19 protein-coding genes are annotated in these 26,010 nt (G+C 48.8%); 10 read left to right on the plus strand and 9 right to left on the minus strand.

Going from position 1 to position 26,010, the window contains the following annotated elements:
• The first annotated feature begins 153 nt into the window (after positions 1-153).
• Positions 154-969: an aminotransferase class IV gene (locus tag H9Q13_RS03195; RefSeq protein ID WP_191182293.1), complete on the plus strand. Its 816-nt coding sequence runs from the start codon at positions 154-156 to the stop codon at positions 967-969.
• Positions 970-996: 27 nt separating this feature from the next.
• On the opposite strand, the gene H9Q13_RS03200 is transcribed toward H9Q13_RS03195, so the two are convergent.
• A complete protein-coding gene (locus H9Q13_RS03200) occupies positions 997-1,566 on the minus strand; it encodes a hypothetical protein (protein WP_191182294.1) in 570 nt (189 codons plus the stop codon).
• 180 nt (positions 1,567-1,746) lie between these two features.
• On the opposite strand from H9Q13_RS03200, the gene H9Q13_RS03205 reads away from it, so the two are divergent.
• Positions 1,747-2,829: a Gfo/Idh/MocA family oxidoreductase gene (locus H9Q13_RS03205; RefSeq protein ID WP_191182295.1), complete on the plus strand. Its 1,083-nt coding sequence runs from the start codon at positions 1,747-1,749 to the stop codon at positions 2,827-2,829.
• Between the two features lie 22 nt (positions 2,830-2,851).
• Here the strand turns inward: H9Q13_RS03205 and H9Q13_RS03210 are convergent, their stop codons facing one another.
• Entirely contained in the window at positions 2,852-3,646 is a 795-nt protein-coding gene (locus tag H9Q13_RS03210; protein WP_191182296.1) for a thymidylate synthase, read from the minus strand.
• Between the two features lie 218 nt (positions 3,647-3,864).
• Here H9Q13_RS03210 and H9Q13_RS03215 point away from each other — a divergent pair, with 218 nt between their 5' ends.
• Entirely contained in the window at positions 3,865-5,859 is a 1,995-nt protein-coding gene (locus tag H9Q13_RS03215) for a cation:proton antiporter domain-containing protein (RefSeq protein WP_191182297.1), read from the plus strand.
• Positions 5,860-5,906: 47 nt separating this feature from the next.
• Here H9Q13_RS03215 and H9Q13_RS03220 read toward each other — a convergent pair whose 3' ends face one another.
• Positions 5,907-6,518: a DUF4136 domain-containing protein gene (locus H9Q13_RS03220; RefSeq protein WP_191182298.1), complete on the minus strand. Its 612-nt coding sequence runs from the start codon at positions 6,516-6,518 to the stop codon at positions 5,907-5,909.
• A gap of 185 nt (positions 6,519-6,703) precedes the next feature.
• Here H9Q13_RS03220 and H9Q13_RS03225 point away from each other — a divergent pair, with 185 nt between their 5' ends.
• Both H9Q13_RS03225 and H9Q13_RS03230 read left to right on the plus strand, forming a co-directional pair.
• Positions 6,704-7,993: an acetyl-CoA hydrolase/transferase family protein gene (locus tag H9Q13_RS03225; protein WP_191182299.1), complete on the plus strand. Its 1,290-nt coding sequence runs from the start codon at positions 6,704-6,706 to the stop codon at positions 7,991-7,993.
• Positions 7,994-8,048: 55 nt separating this feature from the next.
• The gene (locus tag H9Q13_RS03230) at positions 8,049-8,891 is read left to right on the plus strand and encodes a DUF1206 domain-containing protein (protein WP_191182300.1); all 843 of its coding nucleotides are present in this window, start codon (positions 8,049-8,051) and stop codon (positions 8,889-8,891) included.
• 27 nt (positions 8,892-8,918) lie between these two features.
• Here H9Q13_RS03230 and H9Q13_RS03235 read toward each other — a convergent pair whose 3' ends face one another.
• Positions 8,919-9,764, minus strand: coding sequence for a mechanosensitive ion channel family protein (locus tag H9Q13_RS03235; RefSeq protein ID WP_191182301.1), 846 nt, complete (start codon positions 9,762-9,764; stop codon positions 8,919-8,921).
• Between the two features lie 221 nt (positions 9,765-9,985).
• On the opposite strand from H9Q13_RS03235, the gene H9Q13_RS03240 reads away from it, so the two are divergent.
• The 4 genes from H9Q13_RS03240 to alr all read left to right on the plus strand — a co-directional run bounded on the left by H9Q13_RS03240 (position 9,986) and on the right by alr (position 17,499).
• Complete coding sequence (locus tag H9Q13_RS03240) at positions 9,986-11,344, plus strand: sigma-54-dependent transcriptional regulator (protein ID WP_191182302.1); 1,359 nt, start codon at positions 9,986-9,988, stop codon at positions 11,342-11,344.
• Between the two features lie 157 nt (positions 11,345-11,501).
• Positions 11,502-15,041: a PAS domain S-box protein gene (locus tag H9Q13_RS03245; RefSeq protein ID WP_191182303.1), complete on the plus strand. Its 3,540-nt coding sequence runs from the start codon at positions 11,502-11,504 to the stop codon at positions 15,039-15,041.
• A gap of 95 nt (positions 15,042-15,136) precedes the next feature.
• Complete coding sequence (locus tag H9Q13_RS03250; RefSeq protein ID WP_224744033.1) at positions 15,137-16,342, plus strand: amidohydrolase; 1,206 nt, start codon at positions 15,137-15,139, stop codon at positions 16,340-16,342.
• Between the two features lie 5 nt (positions 16,343-16,347).
• Positions 16,348-17,499, plus strand: coding sequence for an alanine racemase (gene alr / locus H9Q13_RS03255; protein ID WP_191182304.1), 1,152 nt, complete (start codon positions 16,348-16,350; stop codon positions 17,497-17,499).
• A gap of 13 nt (positions 17,500-17,512) precedes the next feature.
• On the opposite strand, the gene H9Q13_RS03260 is transcribed toward alr, so the two are convergent.
• The 5 genes from H9Q13_RS03260 to H9Q13_RS03280 form a co-directional block, all read right to left on the minus strand.
• Positions 17,513-18,349, minus strand: a complete 837-nt coding sequence (locus tag H9Q13_RS03260) for an ion transporter (protein ID WP_191182305.1) — start codon at positions 18,347-18,349, stop codon at positions 17,513-17,515.
• A 52-nt stretch (positions 18,350-18,401) separates the two neighbouring features.
• On the minus strand, positions 18,402-19,793 hold the full coding sequence (locus H9Q13_RS03265; protein WP_191182306.1) for a TIGR00341 family protein: 1,392 nt from the start codon (positions 19,791-19,793) through the stop codon (positions 18,402-18,404).
• A gap of 55 nt (positions 19,794-19,848) precedes the next feature.
• The gene (locus tag H9Q13_RS03270; protein ID WP_191182307.1) at positions 19,849-21,183 is read right to left on the minus strand and encodes a DUF2254 domain-containing protein; all 1,335 of its coding nucleotides are present in this window, start codon (positions 21,181-21,183) and stop codon (positions 19,849-19,851) included.
• A gap of 189 nt (positions 21,184-21,372) precedes the next feature.
• Positions 21,373-21,897 carry a plastocyanin/azurin family copper-binding protein gene (locus H9Q13_RS03275; RefSeq protein WP_317173863.1) on the minus strand — a complete coding sequence of 175 codons (525 nt, stop codon included), beginning with the start codon at positions 21,895-21,897 and terminating at the stop codon, positions 21,373-21,375.
• 38 nt (positions 21,898-21,935) lie between these two features.
• A complete protein-coding gene (locus H9Q13_RS03280; protein WP_191182309.1) occupies positions 21,936-23,678 on the minus strand; it encodes a L,D-transpeptidase family protein in 1,743 nt (580 codons plus the stop codon).
• Positions 23,679-24,023: 345 nt separating this feature from the next.
• Between H9Q13_RS03280 and H9Q13_RS03285 the strand changes: the two genes are divergently transcribed.
• On the plus strand, positions 24,024-25,922 hold the full coding sequence (locus H9Q13_RS03285) for a M1 family metallopeptidase (RefSeq protein WP_224744034.1): 1,899 nt from the start codon (positions 24,024-24,026) through the stop codon (positions 25,920-25,922).
• Positions 25,923-26,010 lie beyond the last annotated feature (88 nt).

Raw genomic sequence — 26,010 nt, forward strand, 5'->3', positions numbered from 1 at the left:
GGCCTGCGTCAATATATTATTTTCAAAGGCAGTCATGTACACGTGGGGTAAAGCGTATTGGCGGGATACGAATGTTCCTTGCCCGCCAATACGCTTTACCCGATGAATTGGCCATGTTTCTAAACTCGTTCTCACGCTAACCATTACACTATCTTGCTTCTCTACAATAATCAGTTTCTACCGGCACAAGATCTTAGGATACCGCTTCATAATCGTGCCTTTCAGTACAACGATAGTTTCTTTGAGACTATCATGGTGGTAGATGGCCGATTGCGTTTCTGGAATGAGCATAAAACTCGTATGCGGGAAGCTGCCCTCGCTATGAAAATTAGTTTACCTGACTACTTTTGGGATGAGGAACTGGAAGACAACCTGTTGCGGCTAGCCAAGCAGCGCAACGCGACCAGACGAGGTCGTATCAAGCTCAAGGTATGGCGGGCCGGTGAAGGACTCTATACGCCGCAAACGCGCGATGCGGAATGGTTGGCCACGGCTGAAGTTCATCACCCCGCACCCGACGCAGGGGTACGCATCGGAATTTGCGAGACAGTCCGAATCAGTTACTCGCCCTTCTCCCACTTTAAGGGGCCTCATGCGCCGTTTTATGTCCTGGCAAGTATGGAGAAGCAAGCCAAGGGGTTTGATGACATGCTGTTATTGAATGTAGAAGGTTATATGTCAGAGTTGAGTTCCTCCAATCTTTTCTGGCTTCGGGAAGGTGTGTTGTATACCCCCCATCTGGAAACAGGATGTGTAAACGGTATTCTGCGTCGAAAAATTCTGAATTGGTGCCATGAGCAGGAATTTGCTGTGCAGCAAGTCCAGGCTAAGCCTGATGAGCTGTTATTTGCATCGGTCGTATTTGGGTCAAATGTGACAGGTATAAGAAGCGTACTTAGCCTCGGCAATAGCGCTTTACACGTTGATCATCAATTTTTAAATCAGCTCAAGGCGCGCCTAGGATTTTAAACTTCAAGAATCTGACTTTCTGCTGATTCAATTAGTTGACTTATTTGATACATCGCCCCCTTTGCCAGAACTTAGCTCGAAATCCTGCAGCAATTCACTTAGCTCTGTATGAGGAAGCTTCTCTGCGGCGATCTCCAAAAATTTACCCTTCAGGATCTGTAACCAACTGTGCCTGCCCAAAAGGTTTAATAATGCTTTCAGTTCTTCCACTTCCCTTTCCAGCACCTCCGAAGGCACCTCGCTAGCTAATTCAGTTTGTAGCACTGCGGTGTACAACTCATTCAGCTTGTTCCGCAAAATTTCACGTTCCAGTGGTTTGATGCGATCCTTTGGAAGATAGCTGCTGCCACTAAAAAATTTGTTTTCTTCCAGAAACTCCACACCATCCACTGAAATCTGACCGTATATAGTCTCCTTTACTGTAATGGTTTTGAGCAGCCCATCCTCGCTCAGGGTTCTGGCGATCTCCTCAATCTCAATCCGGCTGATTTTAACACCACTCTTGGAAAACAGTTCACCCAGTTCGTAGAGTTTTCCGTTATACTTGAATTCATACAATGCCAATAATAGTAGCCTGATCTTCAACGTCAATTCCATGTCTTACCTCCTCTATTAGTTTATACGCCCCTTCAGTTAAATCATATCGTGGTCCCGCTGGATTTTCGGGCTTCGATTCAGTTGAATTTGATTATGGGACGGCAGATTTTACAGGCAAAAGGTATACCTTGGTATAATTGCTAATTGTAGTAGATACCTAAATTTGTAACTCATTAACTTATGCGAACTATACTCAACGTCGGGCTTTTAGGGTTTGGAATGGCAGGCAGAGTTTTTCACGCCCCAATTATCACAGCAGTTGAGGGGCTGCAGCTCAGGAAGATCAGGGCCGGCCGACCAGAGAGCGTGGCATTGGCTCAGGAGCGGTATCCGCAGGCAGAAGTGGTGCCAGATGACCAGTGTATACTCCAAGACGACACAATTGATCTGGTTGTCGTAGCCACCACCAACTCCACCCACTTTAGTCTGGCGAAAGCAGCATTGATGGCCGGAAAGCATGTGATAGTCGAAAAACCTTTTACCGTGACATCGGCTGAAGCTTCAGAACTGATGGCACTGGCCAAAAGCCAAAACAAGCTACTGACAGTTTACCATAACCGCCGCTGGGACAGTGATTTCAGAACTGTTCAGAAAGTGCTCAAGAGCAATATGCTGGGCCGATTGGTTGAGTACGAGGCCCACTTCGACCGGTTTCGCCAAGCGCCCAAGGCAGATACATGGAAAGAAGAAGCTACACCTGGCACCAGTTTACTCTACGACCTGGGGTCCCATCTGATTGATCAGGCCCTATACCTGTTCGGCCCGCCTCACGAAGTGTGGGCTGATTTAAGGATTCAGCGTACCGGCAGCCAGATCGTCGATAATTTTGATGTGACGCTCTCTTACAAGAATGGACTGAAAGTGATATTGAAGGCAGGTATGCTGGTGAAGCAGCCCGGTCCACGCTTTATACTTTCGGGGGAACAGGGGTCTTTTGTAAAGTATGGACTCGACGTGCAGGAAGCAGCCCTGAAAAGCGGCTTATCCCCTGCCAGTACGGTAGATTGGGGTGTTGAACCCGCAGAAATCTGGGGGAGGGTCAGTACAGAATATAAGGACTTGCAAATAACCGGTACAATCGAAAGCGAGGCGGGCGACTATAGGGGATTTTACCAAAATGTGTACAACGCGATCATGGGCCAGGAAGAATTAGTTGTGAAGCCCGAACAGGCCCGCCATACCATCCGAGTGATTGAACTGGCCATGCAGAGCAGCCTGGAAGGTCGACGCCTGCTATATGAGGAAGGTCCTTCCCTGCCCTAACCGAGGGTTTTCTCTATAACAGTTATACCGCTACCGGTGCTTTTATACCGGGGTGTGATACATAGTTTTCTAGCTTGAAGTCTTCGTACTTAAAGTCAAAGATATCATGCACTTCCGGGTTTATTCGCATGGTAGGCAATGGGTATGGCTCACGCGAGAGCTGCAGCTGTGCTTGTTCCAGGTGATTGAGGTATAAGTGCGTGTCGCCTCCAGTCCAGATGAACTCGCCTGGCTCCAGTCCGGTTACCTGGGCCATCATGAGCACCAGCAAGGCATAGGAAGCGATGTTGAAGGGTACCCCCAGAAATACATCGGCAGAACGCTGGTAGAGCTGGCAGCTCAGCTTGCCTTCGGCTACATAGAATTGGTAAAAGGCATGGCAAGGCGGCAGTTTCATGTGTTCGATCTCGGCCACGTTCCAGGCACTCACTATAATCCTGCGTGAGTCCGGGTTGTGCTTGAGTTGATTTACCACTTGCGTCATCTGGTCGATGTGGCGGCCGTCCGGCGTTGGCCAGCTGCGCCACTGCGACCCGTATACCGGCCCCAGGTTTCCGTTCTCATCGGCCCACTCATCCCAAATGGTGACGCCGTTTTCCTTGAGGTATGCAATATTGGTGTCGCCTTTCAGGAACCACAGCAACTCATGTATAATAGACTTCAGATGCACCTTTTTGGTCGTAACCAGTGGGAAGCCCTCCGCCAGGTCAAAGCGCATCTGATAGCCAAAAACACTCAAAGTGCCTGTCCCGGTTCTGTCTTCTTTCTTCACCCCTTTGTCGAGGATGTGCTGCATCAAGTCTAAATACTGTTTCATAAGGTATAGGCGTCTTGTCTTCTGTTAGGAAACTTAAAGATAAGGTATAAATTTAGTCCGGCTCAAATATAAAAAGCATCTTCTTTCGAATTTTCGTGTTCGAGCTGAATACTTGGCGCTTTGTTTAAATCCTCTTCAGGACTTGACTATATTGCCAGGCAATTCAACTTGTTCACCTCAAATCACGAATAAGAAGAACCCGGTTCAAAATAAAACGCATGGAAATACCCTTACTGTCTGACGTTGTCATCATTCTGGGATTGGCCGTAGTGGTGATCCTGCTTTTCCAGCGGTTCCGGCTGCCTACCATTCTAGGTTTTTTGATAACCGGCATTATCGCCGGTCCTTATGGCCTAAGCCTTATTACAGCGGTGCACGACATTGAGATCCTGGCTGAGATCGGTGTGATTATGTTGCTATTTATTATCGGCATGGAGTTTTCGCTTCGTAACCTGGCCCTGATCAAGCGCACAGTCCTGCTCGGAGGGGCTACGCAAGTGGGTGTCACGATTATGCTGGTGGGCTTGTTGCTCATGATGTTCGATTTTCGTCCCGCAGAAGCTTTTTTCGTCGGTTTTCTATTTGCACTGAGCAGCACGGCCATTGTGCTGAAACTGCTGCAGGATCAGGGAGAGATTAACAGTCCGCACGGCAAAGTGGTGTTGGGTATCCTGATCTTTCAGGATATCATCGTGGTGCCCATGATGCTGGTGGCCCCACTGATGGCCGGTGGTAAAGAGAATATAGCAGTGGAGTTGTTACTAATGGTGCTGAAAGGTGCTTTTGTGATCGTTTTTGTTTTGATCAGTGCCCGCTATCTGGTACCAAAGCTACTTTTTGTGGTGGCCCGCACTAAGAGCAAGGAACTGTTTATACTGAGCATTGTCATGATTTGCTTTGCCGTGGCCTGGCTAACCCAAAGTTTGGGCCTTTCTCTGGCATTGGGCGCTTTCATGGCTGGCCTTATCATATCTGAATCGGAGTACAGCCACCAGGCTACGAGTAACATCCTACCCTTCCGTGAGATTTTCACCAGCTTCTTTTTTGTCTCGATCGGGATGCTCCTTGACTTCAGTTTCATGCTGCAGCATTTGCTCATTGTACTGCTTTTCACGGTCTGTACCTTTGTCCTGAAGGGTATAATCGCCGTCATGGCTGCACGCCTGCTGCAATACCCTTTGCGGACTTCCCTGCTGGTCGGTCTCTCGCTGTTCCAGGTAGGTGAGTTTGCGTTCATCCTCTCCAAAACAGGTATAAACAGTGGCCTGCTCACTGTGGAGGTATACCAGTATTTCCTATCTGTGTCGTTGCTTACAATGGCTATAACTCCTTTTGTGATAGAGTATTTCCATGTTATTGCCAATAGTATCAGTTTAAGACTTTCCCCTGGTCAGGATCTGCCTGTCAATACACAGGCCGAGGTAGATCAAAACAACGAACTGTATCACCTGGAAGACCACATCGTGATCATTGGGTATGGCATCAATGGCCGCAATGTGGCCAAGGCGGCCCGGCACGCAAATATACCCTATGTGATTGTGGAACTGAACGCTGTCACCGTGAAAGAAGAGCGGCTTCGTGGCGAGCCTATTCTGTATGGCGACGCCGTGCACGGTGTCATTCTCTCGCATGTGAGCATACACAAGGCCCGGGTGGTGGTGGTCGCCATCTCTGATCCTGAGGCGACGAGGCGCATCATTTCGAGTATCAGGGAGGTGAGCGAGAAAGTTCACGTCATCGTGCGCACCCGCTTCGTGCAAGAGATGGAAGAGAATTTTCGAATTGGGGCCGACGAGGTGATACCCGAGGAATTTGAGACTTCCATCGAGATATTTACCAGAGTCCTTTCAAAATACCTGATGCCCCGCGACGAAATAGCTGCTTTCACAAACAGTATCAGAGCCGATAACTATGAGATGCTGCGCAGCCTGACAGGCCGTAAAAACACCCCCGGCAATATTAGCATAGACCTGCCCGATCTGGAAGTCGCCAGCTTACGCATATTCACCAAGAACGACACGCTGGTGAATAAACCATTGATTGAATCGGATGTGCGTAACAAGTTCGCCATCACCATAGTGGCCATTAAGCGGGACGGGGAAACCCTGCTGGATATAAACGCCAAAACAAAGCTGAAGCGGGGCGATGTGATTTATGTGGTGGGAAAACCCGCCGATGTGATGCGCTTCAATAACTTTGTTCGGGCCGATTAGGCATGGAAGCTTGCATCAGGTATATCCAGCATTGTTAGCCGGTGTTACTACCGGTTTGATGCTGCCGGCAGACGCTGTATGATGGCTTTGACCAAAGCTTCGACCTTCCCATAGCCCGCATTGAAATTGCTGACTGCCCCTTCCGTCCAGCCACGCCACAGCAGTTGCTTGCTTTTCGGGTCAATCACATCCACGATCAGGGTGCCTTCCTTAAAGAGGTCTACCATACGGTAGCCGGGCATTTGGGCATTGCCATAATCGTAGCGATAGCCCGCCATATACGCATAGCTATACCCAAAGCCATTACCGTACAGTTCTGGTTTGTCCTTCGACTCTGGCACAGACACGCTTACGTCGTAAGCCACCAGCAGGTCAGGGTTCAGGGAGGTTTTACTGTACCCCTTCTTTTCAAACTCCACCTCTATGGCCTTCAGCAGATGTTGGTGTAGGCTGCTGCTGTAGCCATTTTCAAAAGCAGCGGGCGCAACAGGTACGGCCTGGTACCAATTGTAGGTTTTTTGGGTGCTGAGTGACTTTTCGGGCGACGAGATAGAACTGGTTTGGTCTATACCCGATGTAGCCACGCAGGATGAAAGTAGGGCAGGTATAAGTAACAGGAATACGCAGGCGAAGCGTAGAATTTTGGTAAAAGTTCTCATAGGTCAATTAGGAAATCGGGTTCAACCATGCAGTATAGCAAATATCATTGCTTGTCGTCAAATTTATATATTCTTTTGGAAATATTTTTGTGCAATCCTTCTAACCGATTCATTTAAGGAACTGTCGTTTTCTGAAACCGTATCTCTTAGCTATACATTTCCATTGTACTTTAACCGCTATTTGCATGAATACTGTCCACATCAATTATACCTCTGCAGAGGAAGCTTTGTCTGTCATCAAGTCCGGTGATCGAGTATTTATACACGGGAGCGCCGCCACACCGCAGTATTTATTGAATAAGCTGGCTGATCGCTCAGACGAGCTCCGAGATGTGGAGTTGGTCAGTATTTCTACCTTCGGGGACATGCCCTGCGCTGAAGAGCGCTGCAGCAAAGCCTTTTACATCAATTCGCTTTTTGTTTCGGCCAATGTTAGAGAAGCAGTCAACAGTGGTCGCGGTGATTATGTACCGATCTTCCTGAGTGAGATTCCCAATCTGTTCCGATCCGGTATCATGCCACTGGATGTAGCGATCGTGCACGTCTCTCCTCCCGACCGCCATGGGTTCTGCTCCCTGGGCGTTTCGGTAGACATTGCCCGGCAGGCCGTAATCAGTGCCAAGCATGTCATTGCACAGGTTAACCACCAAATGCCCCGCACCCATGGCGACGCACTCATCCATTCCCGCCGCTTCGACGCCTTGGTGGAGGTTAACGAAGCCTTGCCGGAAGTGGATTACAGCAAACGCATCACCTCCACCGAAGAAACTATCGGGCGCTACATCGCAGAGCTGGTGGAGGACGGTGCCACCCTGCAGATGGGCATAGGCGGCATACCGGACGCCACGCTCCAGTGCCTGAGCAGCCACAAAGGTCTGGGCATCCATACAGAGATGTTCTCGAACGGAATTCTACCGCTTGTAGAGCAAGGCATTATCACCAATGAGTTTAAGAAAAAGCATCCGGGGCGCATCGCCACGGGTTTTATTGTAGGCAACCGGCAACTCTACGACTTTGTGGACGACAACCCCCTCATTACAATGCTAAGCTCCGATTATGTAAATGACGTAACCGTGATACGATCCAATCCGAAAGTCACGGCTATCAACAGCGCCATCGAGCTCGACCTGACAGGTCAGGTGGTTTCAGACTCGATTGGTACTTACCAGTTCTCGGGCATCGGCGGGCAAATGGATTTTATCCGGGGAGCGGCGCTTTCCAAAGGGGGCAAGCCCATCATTGCACTGCCGTCTGCCACGGCAAAGGGCGTCTCACGAATTGTGCCCTACATCAACCAGGGAGCGGGAGTCGTGACGACGCGCGCGCATGTGCATTATGTGGTAACCGAATATGGGGTGGCTTACCTTTATGGCAAGAACCTGCGCCAACGGGCCAAAGCCTTGATAGAAATCGCTCACCCAGACCACCGTGCATATCTGGAGGAAGAGGCTCACAAGCGATTCAAAAGTATGTAGCCGCTATAACTTTACTGATGATTTTGCGTGTATGGGAGATATAAAATCTCTACCTATGGATCTATCTGCAGTTACTTCCAATATACCTTCTACGAAGCCAGGTTGGGTAAAAACATTTGCCCGAATCGGTTTGATCGCCAAAGGTATAGTTTATTGTCTAGTAGGTACTTTGGCCTTTATGGCTGCCTTCGAAATAGGTGGTCGCTCCGAGCAAAGTGCGGGCAAAACAGGTGTTTTCCGATTTATTATGGAGCAGCCTTATGGTAAAGTGCTATTAGGTATAGTCGCTCTAGGTATGCTCTGCTATACCCTTTGGCGTTTCATACAGGCCATTGCGGATACAGAAGACAAAGGTACTGACGCGAAAGGAATCGGTCGCCGCATTGGCTATGCCTTTAGCGGTTTAGTGTATGGAGCATTGGCTTTTACGGCAGCGCAATTGGTTATGGGCAACAGTAGCAGCGGCTCCTCAGATTCACGTCAAACCCTGGCCCGTGAACTGCTGGCACAGCCCTTCGGCCAGTGGTTACTAGGTGCTGTAGCCATTGGCACGATGGCCGTAGGAATCTATCAGTTTTACCGTGCCTATTCCGATATGTATATGAAAAAACTGCAGGCCTCCCGTATAAAACCTGAGATGAGAGATACTCTGGTTCGGGCTGGCAAGATTGGGTATATAGCCCGCGGATTTGTGTGGCTTATTATAGGCTATCTGCTGTTGCAAGCCGCGCTTAATTCCAACTTTCAAAAGGCAGGAAGTAGTTCACAGGCATTTCAGTTTCTCGAAGAGAACGCATACGGCTCTTATTTATTGGGGGCGTTGGCGCTTGGTCTCCTATCCTATGGTGTGTTTATGTTCGTAAGGGCAAAGTACGAAGTGATTAACACGGATATGTAACCATAACACTTTACCTTAAAAGCGTTTTCATTTGGCAGAAAGCGAAATCCCGTTGCTCCATAACGACTTTTTGATGGCATCCATTGCCTTGCTTTTTAGCTGCATGGTGCTCAATTTGTAATCGAAAGACTGTACCCAGAAAAGCACCCGCAAAGACATGCCCGAGTTTGTAAACTCCTCTATGACAACGGCTGGCTTGTCTTCTTTCAACACGCCCTCTAACTGTTCGACGTTCTTGACGATTATTGCGGCAACGGTCTCGAAATCATGTTGATAGTCAATTTTTATCAAAAACTCAATGCGGAGCAGGCCATCACGGGTATAGTTTGTCACGACCTCTTTCAGCAAAATGGAGTTAGGGATATAGATATCCTTGCCATCAAAGGTCTTCATCTGCGTGCTTCGTAAGTTCAGGGCGAGTATCTTACCGATGAAGTCGCGTACCTGCACGGTATCTTCTACCCTGAACGGTCTGTTAAATGCCAGAATGATGCCTGCCAAAAAGTTTTCGGCGATATCTTTGAGCGCAAAACCGACCACAAACGCTGAAAGCCCAGCGCCTGCCAGTAGCCCCCCTGCTATACCTGTTAGTCCGACGATTTGCAGCATCAACATGAAGCCGACCAAAATGAGGCCCCAACGGGTAACATTCGAGACAAAACTGACCAAAAGCGGATCGTCCACTCTCTTTCCCAATTTGTTTTGCACAAGCAGGCTCAGCTTGCCTGCCACAAAGATAAATAGGAGCAGCAACACCACCGCAACCAGCAATTCGGGTAGCAACAGGACTAACTTATCATATTGTGCCCCAAGTATGTCTTGAGCTGATAAAGACAAATTTCTGGTTTCCTGTGTGAAACTGCTTCCTTGCATGTTGTATGTAATTTTAGAAGTGATATTAAAATTTGCGGCTCAAAGTTAAAATAGAGACTGAACCCAGAATGCTTACCGCTAAACTTTTATTAGCAGTATGGAATATTTAATGAATTTGAAGACAATCTAGCGGTATTAAACCAAATATCACACGAAATCTGTTTAGGAAATATAACTTTACTGTTATATTTGACCTTTTCCTAATTACGCGCAACAGCTAGATGACAAACGGTCCTTTTAAAATTTTTATCCTGGATGACGATGTATGGTACAGTGAACTGCTGGAGTACCACTTATCGTTGAACCCTGATTACGAAATCAAAAAATTTCACTCTGCCAACGACTGCCTGACCAATATGTACCAGCGGCCGAATGTAGTCACGCTCGACTATTCGCTGCCGGATAAAAACGGGTCAGAAGTACTCAAAAGAATCAAGGAGCAAAATCCGGATGTGCAGGTGGTGGTGATTTCGGGGCAGGAGGATGTCGCAACCGCCGTTGATCTTCTCAAGCTGGGTGCCTACGACTACATTGTAAAAGATGAGGATACACCCGAGCGACTCTGGAACACGATCAACAAGATACGTGAGAACGTGTCCCTTCGCGAAGAGATTGACCAGTTAAAGGAAGAGATCGGCCAGAAATATGATTTTAACAACGTCATAATCGGCAATAGCAAGGCCATCAAAATGGTGTTCAACCTGATGGCAAAAGCTGCTCAGACCAATATCACGGTTTCTATTCACGGCGAAACCGGTACCGGTAAAGAGTTGGTTGGCAAAGCGATACACTATAACAGTACCCGCAAAAAAGCACCTTATGTAGCTGTCAATGTCGCGGCCATACCCCGTGAGTTAATTGAAAGTGAGCTTTTTGGTCACGAAAAAGGTGCTTTTACCGGTGCTGTAGCCAGACGCTTGGGGAAATTTGAGGAAGCCAGCAAAGGCACTATCTTTCTGGACGAAATTGGCGAACTGGATATCAGCCTGCAGGCCAAATTGCTCCGGGTACTGCAGGAGAAGGAAATCACGCGGGTAGGCGGAAATGCCGTGGTTCCGGTGGACGTGCGGATAATCGTGGCCACCCATAAAAACCTTGCCGATGAGGTTAAAAAAGGCAGATTCCGGGAAGACCTGTACTATCGCCTGCTGGGGCTTCCGATACAGCTCCCACCCTTGCGCGACCGAGGCAGCGACATATTGGTACTGGCCAAGTATTTTATTGATGCCTTTGCCAAGGAAAACGGGATGGGCAAGAAACACCTGGCCCCATCAGCCCAGGAGAAACTACTCTCCTACTCTTTCCCGGGCAATGTGCGGGAATTGAAAGCACTGGTTGAACTGGCTGTCGTTCTTTCTGATGAAGAAGCTATTCAGGACTATGACATCAACTTCACGGCCAGCCACACCGAAAAAGACTTTCTGGCAGAAGAGCGTACCCTCAAAGCCTACACGACTGATATTATTCAGCGATTCCTGAACAGGTATGATAGCAATGTGCTGTTAGTGGCAGACAAGCTGGGCATTGGCAAGTCAACGATTTACCGGATGATTCAGAGTCGCGAACTGACAGTGAAGTAGCAGGGGCATCCCTGGTTAAAGCTAATTGTTAAGAGGTAACACAGAGGCGGGAATTACGGAGGCGATTGTAATGATTTTGAATCAATAGGTGTTTATGTTTGCATACACGTCCACTTTTGGCTGTGACGGTATTATGTGAAGGATTTTTAGCCCAAAAATGGAAGTAACCAACAATATATTAGAACTGCAGCAGGAACTCGACCGGGAACGAAAAGCCCGCTTAAAGGCAGAGCAGCGGGTAGAAGAGTTAGTCGCTCAGAAGGAATTTTATGAAGCCATTCTGAATCATTTGCCCTCCGACGTGGCTGTCTACGACAGTAACCTGCGATACATTTTTGTTAACCCGGCTGCAGTGGTCGACCCCAGCGTCCGGGAATGGATAATCGGTAAAACCAACGAAGAATACTGTATTCATCGCAATGTGCCCTTTTCCAGAGTGAAGTCCCGTGAGCAAAGCCTGCTGACGGTCATGGAGGAAAAGAAGAAGGTTGAGTTTGAAGAGCAACTGATCGACAAACAAGGCAATCCCTCTTATCATATCCGCAAACTTAACCCTGTACTCGATCCTCAGGGCGAAGTCAAGCTTATTATCGGCCACGGGCTGAACATTACAGAACTGCACAATGCACAACAGGTAATCAACCAAAGAGAGTCCCGCATAAGGGCTATACTGGATGCTATACCTGACCTGATGTTTATCATTGACAAGGATGGTATATACAAAGAGGTGCATTACAAAGAGGTTAAAAAATCAAATTATCCGGCCGAGGAAATTATAGGAAAATCGGTTTTCGATCTGCTGCCCAGCCCACTGAACCAGGAAGTGTATGAGTCAGTGAATGAGGTGTTGCTTACCGAACAGATAGATACATTAGAGTATGAACTTGATACACCTGACGGTAGACGGAGTTTTGAGGGCAGGATTGTTAAATATGACGACGATCAGGTTCTGACGATCATCCGGGATATTACCCTTGAGCGAATATCAGCGCAGGAACTCAAGGAGAAAAATGACTTTATACGCCTGGTACTCGATACCAGCCCCACACTGATCTATGTAAAAGATGGCAAGGGCAACTTTAAACTTGCCAACCAGGAGTGTGCTGCCCTCTTCGGCCTCACGCCCGAAGAAATTGTGGATCGCCATGTGGGTGAGTTTCACCTCTTGCCGCAGGAGCTCGAGCACTACAGTAAGGTGGACAAGCGTGTAATCGAAACGGGCCAGGAAGAAAGAGTGCTGGATAAATTCACATCTCCTTCTGGTCAGGTGGAGTGGTTCAGTTCGATCAAGAAGCCTCTGCTCACGCATAACGGTGAAGTGCACGTGCTGGGGATTTCTACCAACATTACCGAACAGTATAACGCCAGTAAGCGCCTGGAGGAAAGCGAAGAACTACACCGCTTGCTTTCTGAAAATTCACGTGACCTGATCTGTCTTCATGAGCTTGACGCAACATACCTATATGTGTCTAAGGCATCAGAAGATCTATTGGGCTATACACCGGACGAACTGATCGGCAGGTCTCCCTACGAATTCCATCATCCGGATGATCTGCAAATGGTCTATAAGACGGGGCATCAGAAGGCATTCCATGAAAAGAGCAATTCTGTCGTGCAGCATCGTAAGCGCCACAAAAATGGCACTTATGTATGGGTAGAAACCAGTATCAGGCCGATTTTGAGTGCTGAAGGCGAGGTGCTGAAATTCCAGTCATCGTCCCGCAATATCACCGATCGCAGGCTGGCTGAGGAAGCCCTTAAGAACAGTGAAAAGAAATACCGCGACCTGATCAACTATAGTCAGGCTTATATCTGCACACACGATATGCAGGGACGTATTCTGACTGTCAACCCATACCTGCTGAACACGCTCGGTTATCAGGAAGAAGAAGTGGTAGGCAAAGTACTCATGCAGTTTTTCCCGCTGCTGCATCGTCCACACTTTCCTGAATACCTGCGTCAAATTGAAACCATGGCCGTGGTGGACGGCATTCTTTGTATTCTTAACAAAGCCAAAGAAGAGCGCTACCTCTTTTATCAGAACTACCGGGTAAGTGAGGAGGGACAAGAGGGCTATGTGATTTGCATTGCACAGGACATTACCGACCGGATACAAACGGAGCGGGAGTTGAAGAAAGCCAAGGAAGCCGCAGAAGAATCAGCCCGTGTAAAGGAAAATTTCCTGGCCAACATGAGCCACGAGATCAGAACGCCACTCAATGGTATACTGGGGATGGCAGGTCTGCTTGCCAAAACGCGTCTGGAAGAGCCGCAGCAAAACTTTCTGAAGATTATCAATCAGTCTGCTGATAACCTGCTTGTGGTGATAAACGATATCCTCGATGTTGCCAAGATCGAGGCAGGCAAGATGGAGCTGGAGTCCATACCTTTTAATGTAGTGGATGTTGTGCACGCAGCTTTCCAGGTGCAGAGATACAAAGCAGAGGAGAAAGAAATAGCCCTTCAGCTGGGAGAACTCAAATTGGAGCACACCCTGCTGCAAGGTGACCCTTACCGTCTGAACCAAGTACTGCTGAACCTGCTCAACAACGCGGTAAAATTCACGGAAGAGGGCAGTGTCACATTGAGTGCCCGTACGTTGGAAGAAACAGCCTCCACGCTCACCATTGAGTTCTCGGTGGCAGATACAGGTATAGGCGTACCTGAATGCAAGCATGAGGTTATTTTTGAAGGCTTTACGCAGGCTTACTCCAGCACGACCAGAAAGTATGGCGGAACTGGCTTGGGGCTGAGTATATGCAAGAACCTGGTCGAACGACAAGGTGGTGATATTTGGGTGGAGAACAACGAAGCTGGCGGAAGTACTTTCAAATTCATGCTGACTTACCCGAAGAGCAGCGAAAAGGAACTGCCGGCCAAGGAGAATGTTGTGACAGACTTCAAGAGCCTGGGATCAGTTCGCGTGCTGCTTGCCGAAGATAACGAGGTGAATGTTTTCCTGGCCCAGTCTATCATGGAAGACTGGGGCTTTAGTCTGGACGTTGCCCTCAACGGAGTGGATGCCGTGCACATGATGCAGGAAAATGACTATGACATCGTGTTGATGGATATTCAGATGCCTCTGCTGAGCGGAATTGACGCCACGCTCCAGATAAGGGATTTGCAGGATTCCAGAAAGGCCTCAATTCCGATCATAGCGCTTACGGCCAACGCCTTGAAAGGGGATGCTGAGAAATACCTACAGGCAGGCATGAACGATTACCTGTCCAAGCCTTTTGATGAGGGGGTTTTATTCAATAAAATCGCCGCATTGCTGCCTGACAAGGCAATGCATTATGTGAACCAGCCAATTGAAAACCCGGTTCCTGCACCTGAGCCTGAATTGGTGCATGCACCCTTGTACAGCATGGAAATCATCAGCAAGATGTCGCACAACAATCCGGCATTCCTGAACCGTGCGCGACAGCTTTTTGTGGACACCATCCCTGAATCGATTCAAAACATGCAGGAAGCTGCCCGAAGCGAAAATTGGACTACAGTCAGTGCATTGGCACATAAAATCAAATCGACGATTGACACCATGAAGATCGATTCGTTGAAAGAAAAGGTACGTTTCGTCGAAAGTCATGCAAAGCAACAGAGCAATCTGGCTGAGGTTCAGACCATAGTGGAGGAAGTGTGTAGGGTGATGATGATGGTAGTGGAGCAGATCAGGGCCGAAATCGCGACTGAATAGCTGTACTGGACCAAATTTATAAGCCCGTAGCGCATGGCCTTAACCGGCATAGCGTTACGGGCTTTTTGCATTTAATCTTGGTCAGCTGGTTAGATATGAGTACCTTGGAAGAAGACTTCTTTATTACGTTTATGCCACTTTCTGATTCTACAATGGCCATTCGCGATCTGCAGGATATCGAGTCGTTTCGGCAGCACTTGCACCGCTACCCTGAACTTTCCGGACAGGAAACCAATACCAGCCATACCATCCGGCAGTTTGTAAAGCGCTACAATCCAGTGAAAGTTCTCTCAGGTCTTGGGGGAACAGGCATCGCTGTCATTTTTAGTGGGCTAGCCTCTGGTGGGCCTACCCTCCTATTCCGGGCTGAACTGGATGCATTGCCTATTACTGAAATAAACGATATTCCCTACCGCTCTACCCAAGCAGGTATAAGTCACAAATGCGGGCATGACGGACATATGGCCATCCTGATGGGGCTGGCAAGTTTACTGCATTATGATCCGTTACCAACCGGTCAGGTCATTCTGTTGTTTCAACCCGCGGAGGAGACGGGCGCCGGCGCACGGGCAGTGCTTCAGGACGAAATATTCAGGGAGTTGAAGCCAGATTATGTGTTTGCCCTGCATAACATGCCAGGACTGCCAATGAATCAGGTATTGCTACGTAGCCATACCTTTGCAGCGGCTTCGGTTGGCCTCCAGGTATACCTGACAGGCAAGGAGTCGCATGCGGCAGAACCAGAGAACGGTCTTAACCCAGGGGAAGCTATGAGCGAACTGATTCTGGCGCTGAACGCACTGGTGAAAGACCAAAGCCAATTTCAGGATCTGGCGCTGCTGACCGTGGTACATGCCCGGCTGGGGGAAATTGCATATGGCACTAATCCGGGTTTTGCGACTGTTATGGCAACGCTTCGCGCTTTTGAGCAGCAGGACCTTGCGCTGCTCAAATCACTTGCCTTGGAAGCGGTTAATTCTGTAGCGGTTAAGCACGGCTTGAAGTACAGTTTCGAGTTCGTAGAGGAGTTTCCTGCCACCGTAAATGCCCAGACTGCCGTAGAGGTGATTGCAGAGGCGGCAGCAGAACTTGGACTGGATGTGCAACGGGCCGTCAATCCGATGAGGTGGTCTGAAGATTTCGGGCATTTCACGCAGGCCTACACGGGTGCACTTTTCGGTTTGGGCGCTGGCCTTGCGCAACCACAACTGCACCATGCCGATTACGATTTTCCGGATGAACTAATAGCAACGGGAAGTTCCTTTTATTATCGAATCGCTCAGCGCATCCTGAACACTTAAGTGCTATGTTCCACAGTTCCTATATAGAGATAAGTAAGTCAGCCTTACAACATAACATCAGTTTTATTAAAGAGCAGCTGGCACCGGACGTGCGCCTTTCTTCGGTTGTGAAAGGCAATGCCTATGGCCACGGGATCGAAGAATTTGTAGGGATAGCGCATGCTTGCGGCTTGGACCACTTTTCGGTGTTCAGCGCTGATGAGGCCTTTCGTATCCAACAGGTTTTGCCGAATTCTGCAACGATTATGATCATGGGCTTCATTGATGACTCGGAGCTGGAGTGGGCTGTTGCGCATGATATTGAGTTTTATGTGTTCTCTACTGAAAAGCTAGAAAGCGCTGCCGTAGCAGCCAGAAAGCTGCAGAAACCAGCCCGCGTTCATCTTGACATTGAAACTGGCATGAACAGGATTGGCTTGGGCGGGGATGAACTGGAAAGGGCTGCCGACTTTATCCTGGCCAATCAGGCTTTATTCGAAGTGGCAGGTATATGCACGCACTTTGCAGGGGCCGAAAGCCAGGAAAACCATGACCGGGTAGCCGGGCAGATCGCCCGATACAACGAAGCCGTGGATCTGCTCAAAACGAAAGGCATTGTTGCCCGGCAACTGCACAGCGCCTGTTCAGCCGCGGTTATGGCCTACCCCGAAACCCACCTGGACATGGTGCGGGTAGGTATCATGCAATACGGTTTTTGGTCAAGTCCCGAGATTTACTACCGGTACATGGGCCTCAGCACAGACCGTACCGATCCCCTCAAAAGAATCATCAACTGGAAGAGTCACATCATGAGTCTGAAGCTGGTAAAAGCCGGCGAATTTATCGGGTATGGCACCAGTTACCAGGCAACGTTTGACATGAAGACCGCAGCCGTGCCGGTTGGTTACGCCTGGGGATATAGCCGGGCGCTCAGTAACCAGGGCGAAGTGCTGATACGGGAGCACAGAGCGCCTGTGGTAGGTATTGTGAACATGAATGTGCTCATGGTCGATGTGACCGGTATTCCGGACGTGGCTTTGAAAGACGAAGTCGTGCTACTTGGCAATCAAGGAAAAGAAAGTATTACAGTAGCCTCGTTCGCAGAACTAAGCACCCAGCTTAATTACGAGTTACTCACCAGGTTGCCTATGAACATACCCCGTTATATCATAGACTGATGACGGGTTACCATTAAACCAATTCATCTATTTTGTGCAGTTCAAAACCGCAGTTGTCGCAGAAATTGGCCTTGGCAGCATGACCTTCGGTGTGACAATTAGGGCACACACGGGTCGAAGTGCTAAGCCGCTCTGCGTTCGCTAGTTCCACTGAAACTATACCTGTTGGCACCGCTATGATACCATATCCGGTAATCATCAGACAACTGGCCAGAAACTGCCCCAATGGCGTGACAGGGGTAATGTCTCCAAATCCTACGGTTGTGATTGTCACGATGGCCCAGTAAATGCCTTTAGGTATGCTGGTATAGCCGCTGGCCCGTCCTTCCACCACATACATGAGAGCGCCGACCACAATAACCATCATCACCACTACTCCCAAAAAAACGGTGATCTTGGTTAAGCTGGCCCGTAGCGCTTTCGAAAGCACATGGCCCTCGTTCACAAAGCGGGTCAACCGAAACACACGCGCTATGCGCAACAGACGGAAAACACGAATAACAAGCAGATATTGCGACCCAACCACAAACAAACTGAGGTATGTCGGGATAATGGCCAGAAAATCGATTATGCCGAAGAAGGAGAAAATATAGTTTAATGGCCGCGATGAACTGTACAACCTCAGCATGAACTCAATTGTAAAGAGGATCGTAAAAGTCCACTCCAGTATCTGAAAAATTAGAAGGTAGTCTCTCCTGAATGCCACGACACTTTCCAGGGACACGACGACCACACTCGCCACAATGAGCAAAAGCAGGATGACGTCAAAGGCTTTACCCGCCGGGGTTTCAGCTTCAAAGATGATGGTATGGAGCTTTTTTTTCAGTGGATCTTTATCTGTGACTGGCATATAGCGGTGCTAGGTAATTGGGCTTTACGTATCAATATACGATTAATTCAGATCAAATTGTGGAGCTCACCCGCACAGAGTCGCGTTTGAAACGGTTGGACATGTAATTTCTGATTCTGGTCTCATACGCCCGGACCATTTCAGCATCTATACCTGGTGCAACGGGATTCTTTCCTTTGACTGTCACCTGCTCCTGCTTTTTCCAGTCAATCATCACCAGCATGACTGTGTCGAGGCGGGTTTTTCCTTCCGCGACCGACACCATCTCCCCTATTTCTACCTTGTTGATTTCCGGGAAAATAAGCTTTAGCTCCCTGCTGGCGCTCACGGGCGTGTAGGCACTGGCGAGTTTGAGAAGGCTGTCGGCCCGCTCGCTATGGAGTTTCTGTATCTCGATCGTTTTCAGGAAATCCTTGGTCAGGTTATTTGTAATGTCCGAAGCCATGCGGCGAACGTCTTCAGCCGACACATCCAGCTGCACCAACTTCACCCGGTGCTTGGAGAGTGAGTTGTCGGTGAGGAGTGTGTTGTAATAAGTTATCATGGTGTCGGGAACGGGGCTGCCTACACTGTATATCTTAATGGTATTCAGGGAGTCTGTCTCTGTTACTTCCCATTTGATGATTTCATTGTCCCGGCTGGCAAAGTCACGCACGATCAGTTGCTCTATCTTCTTCTTCGTCTGAACGCTCTGGTAGATATTGTAAAGGAAATAGATGCTTGGAGACACAACAATGAACAACACCACAGCCATGATGCGGGCCACTTTTAGTTCGGTAGCCTTGTCCAGGTAGTGTTTGATGTCAAATTTCAGGTACTTAACGATGAGGAAGGTAGCCAGGCTGATGAAAACGGCATTGATAAAGAACAGGTAAAAGCCACCGAAGAAAAAGTCGAAACGGCCCCTTGCAAGGCCATAGCCAGCTGTGCAGAGCGGCGGCATCAGGGCCGTTGCAATAGCCACCCCAGGTATAGCATTGGATTTGTCGGTGCGCGAAATGGAAACAATGCCAGCCACTCCACCAAAGAACGCCACCATCACATCCAGCAGCGTGGGTTTAGTGCGGGCCAAGATCTCATTGGTTGGTTCGCCGAGCGGTGTTAGCATGAAGTAGAGCGTACTCACGGAGAGGCCAGCCAATGCTGCGATCCCCAGGTTTTTGACGGATGCAATGAGCATTTCCCGGTCGTTAATGCCAACCGAAAGGCCCACCCCCAGTATAGGGGACATCAGGGGCGAGACAAGCATGGCCCCGATGATAACGGCACCGGAGCCGGTGTCAAGGCCTATAGACGCCAGTATGGCAGAGCAGATCAGCATCCAGGTGTTGTTGCCCCTTACCGGAATCTTATCATAAATCTCACGGATCGTGCCCTCTTCGTCGGTCTCGTTTACAATGTTCAGCACACTGCCCAGTGACCTTTTCAGGGTTTTGAAAATCATAAGAAAGGAAATTGCTATTTCGGCAAAAATAGTCTTTTTAAGCCAGTAACCCAACTCAGGGTGTCAGCAATGCAAGCTTGCGCGGCAGGGCATCTGTGGTGTTCAGGGCCTTTGCCATCGCATTGAGTTTACCCCGATCTCCCGGATTCTTAATGGTTGCATTGGCATCCTGCAGGATATGACTGGCCTCGTTGTAAAGGATGTCCTTGTACTTCGGATGTTTTGCCACTCCATAGCAAAGACTTTGGAAGAGGTTCAGCAGGCGGAGCAAAATAACAGGGTCTTCTTTGCCATAGACTCTGAGGGGGCCCAGGCAAGCACCCATCAGTTCCTCGAAGCTCACTTCATCCAGTCGCAAACGCAAAGTGCCCTCATCGTCATGGTAAATTTTCTCATCGGTGAGTCCCATGCGCACAATGAACAGATCTGTGAGGTAGTCGATCGCTTTGATGGCTGTACCGGGGTCGTTCACGCTTGGGCTAAGTGCCTTAACGGCACTTTCGGTAATCTGCTTGAAGCCGTACAGATAATTGATCTCGGCTAGCTCTTCCTGGTAATAGTGGAGGAGAACATCCAGATTTTCACAAAAGGAATCTTTGTCTTTCAGCGTGTTGGTGACACGGGCAAAGGGCAGCCCTTTGATGACAAAATTCCCAAGCGGTTGCAGAAACTCAAGCACGACGTTGTGTTGCTGGCATAAACTAATGACAGATTTGCGGTCTACATGCTGCAGGTAACCTGTGTGCCTGCTTTCCAGATCAAGCCAGTTTCCTGTCTCGAATATCGCTGGCAACTTTGCCCCTTCATCCAATTCAATCTCTTTGTGCAGCTTTGCCAGTGTTGTGTTGTAAATGCCCTCAAGTATATTGTCGATCTGTATGGAAGCGGAGATAGAATGTATAAAATACACGAAAAATGCCAGGCAGAGAATCGTAAAGCACATCGCCAGGAAAACGGCCAGGCCCGGCAGATCGGCATCGTAATGTTCCGATCGAACGTTAACCATCACCACCAATGTGTAAATCAGTGTGCCCAGGTATAGACCCAGTACTTTTTGGTTAGACTTGGAGGAAATGAGGCCAGGTATAACCCTGGGCGAAAAGTTGGAGCTAGCCTGGTTGAGCACCAGCATTACCATGGTGAAGCTGAATACAATCAGGGAGAAAATGCCCGAGGCAATTGTGCTCAGGATCATGTTTGCCGTTTCGCCGTGCGTAATGATGAAAAATGGCAGGTCATCTTTGAGGTAATTGCTGATCCCTCTTGTTTCAAAATAGATCATGAGCACTGCCAAACCAAAGAACAGCAGCGAAATGAGGGTCGGAAAGAAGCCAATACTGGTATAGATAAACTGGAGCACCAGTTTGAGTCTGCTAAAGAGTTTGCTCATGGCAGAAGGCAAAATAGGTTGATTGTGACATGTTGTTTTTACTGACTCTGCCTGCTAATGGTTCTCAGAGTGGAGTTTCAACAGTTGCTGACAAGCAGCTGGGTTGTGACTTAGAAGTCAGTTAGCGCATTTTCTTACATACATAAAGCAACAAGGCCCCCGTTATGGCAGGGGCCTTGTTGTATCTCTTTATTTCACGATCAGCTTTCCCCTCAACTTTTGGTGGTCGCCAGGATAAGTGCTGACAAAATCATAATCTCCGGGCTCAAGGGGAGCTGTAAACTCCATACTGACCGTTTGGCCAGGCAATGCCAGCGGGGAAGCCGCCAGCATGATAGCGCTATCGGGAAGGTAATTGCCCGAAGCTCCGGCACTGCTGCCTTGCTCTGCTGCCATTTGATAAAGCCCCGGCCTAATAAAAACGATGTTCAAGATCATTTTCGGGTCTGTACCTTCGTTAATCAGTTCTAGCCGAACCAACGAACCGGCCTTTACCTCCAAGGTATCCTGGTCAAATGCCATGCGGGCGGTGTCCTCCCCTCCTATTGCCCGAATGGAAATTTCTTCCACTTTCTGCAAAGTCGTATCCTGCACAGCCTCCTGTTGCTTCAGGACATCCCCGGCCTTTTCATTGGAATCATCCTGTTTACTACCATCACAGCCTGTCACTATATAAACGGCGGCAAGGCACAAAACAAGCCATAGGTTTTTCACAGCTATAATGTTAGGGTGATACATGCTGCTAGAATTGGTTAGCTAAACAATTCCTGCTCTAGCTTTTTGTCGTGTCCGTAAATATCCTCACGGAAGTGGACGTTGCCGTCTTCATCGACCCAACTGGTAAAGTACACCAGGTATACCTGTAGCTTTTTAGGCAAGGTGATCCATTCTTCTTCCCCTCCGTTAATCGTTGACTGAATTCTGCTTTCGGTCCATTCGGGCATGTCCTTCAGCACATATTTAGCCAAATCAAGCGGCCGCTGAAGGCGAACGCAACCATGGCTGAAGCCTCGTTGTGTCTGGCTGAAAAGTTGATCTGTAGGAGTGTCGTGCAGGTATACGGCGTGCTCATTGGGGAAAAGGAATTTAACATGGCCAAGGGCATTTTTAGAACCCGGACGCTGGCGCACCATGTAAGGGAAGTTCTTTTCTGTCACAGACCCCCAGTCGATGGAGCTGGCCGAAATGGGTTTGGGGTTGCGTTCTTTTGTCACGATCTCCATATTCTGCCTCTCCAGATAGCCTGGATTGCGCAGCATGGCCGGGGCTATTTCCTTCTCCACAATACTGTTGGGAACGTTCCAGTAAGGTGCAAGCACCACATATTCCATTTTGTCGCTGAAGATTGGAGTAGAGTGCATTGTCTTACCCACGATCACATTCATTTCCATGGTCTTTTTATAAGCCCGCTCTGCTTCCGGACTATTGGACGGATCTTCGTAAATGTAGAGCTTGTACTCCGGGATATTCACCCAAATGTACTTTTGGTCAAGGTTCTTAGGCACCAGTCGCTTCGGTATCCAGCGCCAGCGTTCCATGTTCATCATGATTTGCTGTATGCGGTCCTCCACTGGCACGTTCATGGTTTTCAGGGTGTTGCCGCCTATTTTTCCATCTTCATCGAGCCCGTGCAGTCGCTGGAATTGTTTTACTTCCGCTTCCAGTCTCTCATCGAAGAGGCGCATTTTGGGATTGTTGGCGTCTATTTGCGCAGTGGGGTTCAGACGTTTGCGGAGTGCGACAACGGCCGCTGCAGTGTCACCCTTTTGCAATGACTTTCTGTTTCCTAGCTCAACTTTTGCCCAACCGCCTTTCTGTTCTAATTCACGGTACTTCTGCAATGCATCGCGCAAATCGATATACCCTTTGTGCAGGGCTTCAAACTCATAGTAGGGGTAAGTGCTTTCTCGTTCTTTCAGAATGGTTTGCAAGGCTTTGTGCAGTTTGATCTTGTTGTTACGCACGCCCCACTGCACCTTCTTGACATTACCTGGGTTTAACCGCCCGCGGTAAAAGTCAGAGGCATAGTTGAAATAAGTGGCCGTAAGCGCCACGTCAATCTGCTGCTGCAATTCAAGACGAGCGGAGTCCTTACGACCTAGCCCCTCATAGCGGGCAATCATCTCATTAATGTCCACTACCTTATATTCTTTCGGGTCAAGTCCTTCTTTAGATGCCTGGGTGAGCGTAGTGAGCAGTTTCTCAGACTGCGGCACCAGATCAGTGTCTTTAAACCAAGCCAGGTTATAGTCCCGGTCGCCGTAAAACAGGTAGATCAAATCAGCATGCTCTTTAAACTGAGCTTCTTTTTCGATGTAGTTTTTGATAAAGATACTATCGGTGCTGGTCTGCGTGAGCGTTGACATGCCAAGCAGGTCTTTCACACCTGAACTTTCTTCCTTGCCATCGCTGCTCCCATTACAGGAAGCAACCAACACGGAGCACAGCAGGGCGAGGCTGTATCGCTTTAGTTCTGTTAATCTTGAAGGGTTCATTTTTATGGGTTTTAGAGCAACGCTGCTGTCAGGGGAAGTCTCCTGTCTTTGGTGCAGGATAAATTCTTGCCTTACTTAAAATTGTGCTATTTTAATGCAGCAGGTTGCCGTTAGTCTTTGAATTTGCTTTATGTACTTCAATCTCGACCAAAATGTTATGATAGCCTGGCATGGCCCTCTTTTAAAAGATAGTTTCAGGTATATATTTCCGACGTAGAGGCCCATATAAGTGATATGGCCCTGCATAACATGACATATATATAATACGGAATAAGGCGTTGCGGCAAAGGGTTTTTTATTCTTTAGGTCAAATCATGTATCTTACAACACCATTATATAAAGACTATGAACCCATACCGTACTTATTTACTTGGCCTAGGATTGGCAGGATGCCTGCAACTGGCCGCCTGCAGTACTCAAACCACAAGCACCGAAGAAACTATGACAACCGAACAACTAGGTATAGCCCAGGCACCATCCGACGTGCACAGCTACGCCAAACCCGCTGAGGCCGTGGCCCGCCACCTGGATCTGGATATAGCTGTCGACTTCGATAAGAAAGTCATCAGTGGCAAGGCATCTTATCAGATCGAGAACCTGGCAAAAGGAAACCAGATCATTTTCGATACCCGAGGACTAAACATTGAGCAGGTATACCTGGGGAAGGAGCAAACACCCACCACTTTTAGGCTTGGCGACGAAAAGAAATTTCTGGGTAAACCACTTATTGTCGATATTAAGCCAGAAACTGATTATGTAACCATTCAGTACAGCACAACCGCCAACGCTGATGCTTTGCAATGGCTCAATCCGCAGCAGACGGCCGGCAAGAAGCACCCTTTCCTATTCACGCAGTCGCAGGCCATTTTGGCCCGTACCTGGATTCCGATACAGGACAGCCCAGGTATACGCATCACCTACAGCGCCAAAGTGCAAGTGCCAAAAGAGCTCATGGCCGTGATGAGTGCTGAAAATCCACAGCAGAAGAACAACACCGGATCCTATACCTTCGAAATGCGTCAGGCTATCCCTTCTTATCTGATGGCCTTGTCTGTGGGGGATATGGTGTTTAAGCCAATCGGCAGCCAAACCGGTATCTACGCTGAGCCTGCCACGATAGACGCAGCCGTTTACGAGTTTGCTGAAATGGATAAAATGCTGGTGGCAGCCGAAAAGCTTTACGGCAAATACCGTTGGGATCGGTACGATTTGCTGGTACTGCCTCCCTCCTTCCCTTTTGGTGGCATGGAAAACCCACGTCTGACCTTCGTAACGCCTACCGTGTTGGCCAAAGACCGCTCCCTGACCAGCCTGATTGCCCATGAGCTGGCACACAGCTGGAGCGGCAACCTGGTAACCAACGGCACCTGGGATGATTTCTGGCTTAATGAGGGCTTCACGGTTTACTTTGAACGCCGCATCATGGAGGAAATTTATGGCAAAGACTATGCAGACATGCTCAACGTACTCGGGTATCAGGACCTCGAGCATACCCTGGAAGAACTGGGAAGCAATAGCGACGATACTCGCCTGAAGCTGGACCTGGAAGGCCGTGACCCGGACGAAGGTTTGACGGATATCGCCTACGAGAAAGGCAATTTCTTCCTGCAAAACATAGAGCGTGCCGTCGGACGGGAACGTTTTGACCAGTTCCTCAACAAGTACTTCCAGACCTTCGCTTTCAAGAGCACCAATACCGACCTTTTCCTGGATTTCCTCAGAACAGAGCTGATTAAGGGGGATGAGCAATTGGCCGAGCAGATCAATATTGAAGGCTGGGTGTATACGCCCGGCTTGCCTGACGACCACAAAAAACCGACTTCAAGCCGATTTGCACAGGTAGCAGCAGCATTTAATTCCTGGAAAAGCGGTAAGCCAGCCAATCAGCTTCAAACAAAAGACTGGTCCAGTCACGAATGGCTGCATTTCATCCGCTTGCTTCCGGAGCAAATGTCGCAGCAGCAGATGGCGGAACTGGATAAGGCGTTTGGGTTTTCCAACTCTGGCAATTCGGAGGTTTTGGCCGCGTGGTTTATCCATACCATCCGCAACAACTATACAGCGGCTGACAAAGCACTCGACAAGTTCCTGACCAGTGTGGGCCGTCGCAAGTTCCTGGTGCCCCTCTATAAAGCACTAATCACCACGCCTACGGGCAAGAAAAAGGCACAGGAGATTTATGTAAGGGCAAAACCTAACTACCATGCTGTGTCAACCAACACACTGGATGCCCTGCTGAAATAGATTACCCCTGCCTTAAAAACAAAAAGCCCCGCCATCAAGCGGGGCTTTGTTTTTTGGCTGAAACGAAAAAAATCTGTCTCCTTCTGGC

The sequence above is a fragment of the Pontibacter aquaedesilientis genome (genome assembly GCF_014773225.1).
GTDB lineage: Bacteria > Bacteroidota > Bacteroidia > Cytophagales > Hymenobacteraceae > Pontibacter > Pontibacter aquaedesilientis.

Excerpts from the sequence above, each read along its gene's own strand:
- H9Q13_RS03200 (WP_191182294.1), bottom strand. The coding sequence starts at position 1,566 with ATGGAATTGACGTTGAAGATCAGGCTACTATTATTGGCATTGTATGAA.
- H9Q13_RS03235 (WP_191182301.1), bottom strand. The coding sequence starts at position 9,764 with ATGCAAGGAAGCAGTTTCACACAGGAAACCAGAAATTTGTCTTTATCA.
- H9Q13_RS03265 (WP_191182306.1), bottom strand. The coding sequence starts at position 19,793 with ATGATTTTCAAAACCCTGAAAAGGTCACTGGGCAGTGTGCTGAACATT.
- H9Q13_RS03215 (WP_191182297.1), top strand. The coding sequence starts at position 3,865 with ATGGAAATACCCTTACTGTCTGACGTTGTCATCATTCTGGGATTGGCC.
- H9Q13_RS03260 (WP_191182305.1), bottom strand. The coding sequence starts at position 18,349 with ATGCCAGTCACAGATAAAGATCCACTGAAAAAAAAGCTCCATACCATC.
- H9Q13_RS03225 (WP_191182299.1), top strand. The coding sequence starts at position 6,704 with ATGAATACTGTCCACATCAATTATACCTCTGCAGAGGAAGCTTTGTCT.
- H9Q13_RS03230 (WP_191182300.1), top strand. The coding sequence starts at position 8,049 with ATGGATCTATCTGCAGTTACTTCCAATATACCTTCTACGAAGCCAGGT.
- H9Q13_RS03280 (WP_191182309.1), bottom strand. The coding sequence starts at position 23,678 with ATGAACCCTTCAAGATTAACAGAACTAAAGCGATACAGCCTCGCCCTG.
- H9Q13_RS03285 (WP_224744034.1), top strand. The coding sequence starts at position 24,024 with ATGAACCCATACCGTACTTATTTACTTGGCCTAGGATTGGCAGGATGC.
- alr (WP_191182304.1), top strand. The coding sequence starts at position 16,348 with ATGTTCCACAGTTCCTATATAGAGATAAGTAAGTCAGCCTTACAACAT.
- H9Q13_RS03205 (WP_191182295.1), top strand. The coding sequence starts at position 1,747 with ATGCGAACTATACTCAACGTCGGGCTTTTAGGGTTTGGAATGGCAGGC.
- H9Q13_RS03240 (WP_191182302.1), top strand. The coding sequence starts at position 9,986 with ATGACAAACGGTCCTTTTAAAATTTTTATCCTGGATGACGATGTATGG.
- H9Q13_RS03270 (WP_191182307.1), bottom strand. The coding sequence starts at position 21,183 with ATGAGCAAACTCTTTAGCAGACTCAAACTGGTGCTCCAGTTTATCTAT.
- H9Q13_RS03245 (WP_191182303.1), top strand. The coding sequence starts at position 11,502 with ATGGAAGTAACCAACAATATATTAGAACTGCAGCAGGAACTCGACCGG.
- H9Q13_RS03220 (WP_191182298.1), bottom strand. The coding sequence starts at position 6,518 with ATGAGAACTTTTACCAAAATTCTACGCTTCGCCTGCGTATTCCTGTTA.
- H9Q13_RS03250 (WP_224744033.1), top strand. The coding sequence starts at position 15,137 with ATGAGTACCTTGGAAGAAGACTTCTTTATTACGTTTATGCCACTTTCT.
- H9Q13_RS03210 (WP_191182296.1), bottom strand. The coding sequence starts at position 3,646 with ATGAAACAGTATTTAGACTTGATGCAGCACATCCTCGACAAAGGGGTG.